The organism is Acinetobacter sp. A3 (genome assembly GCF_012371415.1).
Taxonomy (GTDB): domain Bacteria; phylum Pseudomonadota; class Gammaproteobacteria; order Pseudomonadales; family Moraxellaceae; genus Acinetobacter.
Genome location: NZ_JAAZQW010000091.1, coordinates 1 through 950 on the forward strand (window position 1 = coordinate 1; position 950 = coordinate 950).

Consider the following 950-nt stretch of genomic DNA (forward strand, 5'->3'; position numbering starts at 1 on the left):
AGACTTCCGTCATAAATCAAAAAACGTACAATTTATTTGATCTTAAATTAATCAGCAAAATTATTTAATTCAAGAGATAATCCTTGGATGAAATTCAAAGATATTCAAAAATTATCAGACGTTAAGTTTCGTAGGCTTACCGGTGTTAGTTGGGCTACATTTAACCTCATGTTGGCCGAGCTAAATAAGCATTTACCTCGTCATATTGGTAAAGGACGACCGCATAAATTACCGTTGGAAGATCGTTTGCTCTTATGTATAGAATATTGGAGAGAATATCGAACATTTTTCCATCTTGGTATGAGTTACGGTGTATCTGAAACGAGTGCAATTCGTATCACACGTGTTATTGAAGATACCTTAATCCGTTCTGGAAAATTTAACTTGCCAAAACAACTTCCTAATCGAGATGAAGTGGATTGGGAAGTTGTTGTGATTGATGCAACTGAAATATTAGTTCAACGTCCAAAAAAAACAGAAGAAATGGTATAGCGGTAAAAAAAAGCGACATACCTTTAAATTTCAGCTATCTATGCACTATACAACAGGTGAAATACTGAGTGTATGTGGAAGTCATGGAAGCATGCATGATTTTAAAATATTTAAAAAAAGCATGAGGAAATTAAAATTTAAGCCCTTTTTTATCGTTGATAAGGGGTATTTAGGGATAAAAAAATTGGGTTTTGGATGCCTCATGCCATCTAAAGCAAAGAAAACTGAAAAACTAGATTCTGAATTAAAAAAGTTAAATAGAGAAATTGGTCGTAGACGAATTCAAGTAGAGCATGTATTTGGAAGGATGAAATGTTTTAAGATTTTATCTTGTGTATATAGAAATCGTCGTAAAAGATTAAACCTGCGGTTTAATTTACTTGCTGGCATATACAATTTAGATTGGGTGAAAGATAAACAATTAAATTGATTGAAAAATGATTTATGAAGGAAGTCTA

1 protein-coding gene and 1 pseudogene are annotated in these 950 nt (G+C 32.3%); both read left to right on the forward strand.

What is annotated here, in order from left to right; all coding sequences use genetic code 11:
• Positions 1-87 precede the first annotated feature (87 nt).
• The gene (locus HHA42_RS13340; RefSeq protein WP_008942454.1) at positions 88-492 is read left to right on the forward strand and encodes a transposase family protein; all 405 of its coding nucleotides are present in this window, start codon (positions 88-90) and stop codon (positions 490-492) included.
• A 37-nt stretch (positions 493-529) separates the two neighbouring features.
• Positions 530-922, forward strand: a pseudogene (locus HHA42_RS13345) (transposase family protein); the annotation flags it as partial.
• Between the last annotated feature and the right edge of the window lie 28 nt (positions 923-950).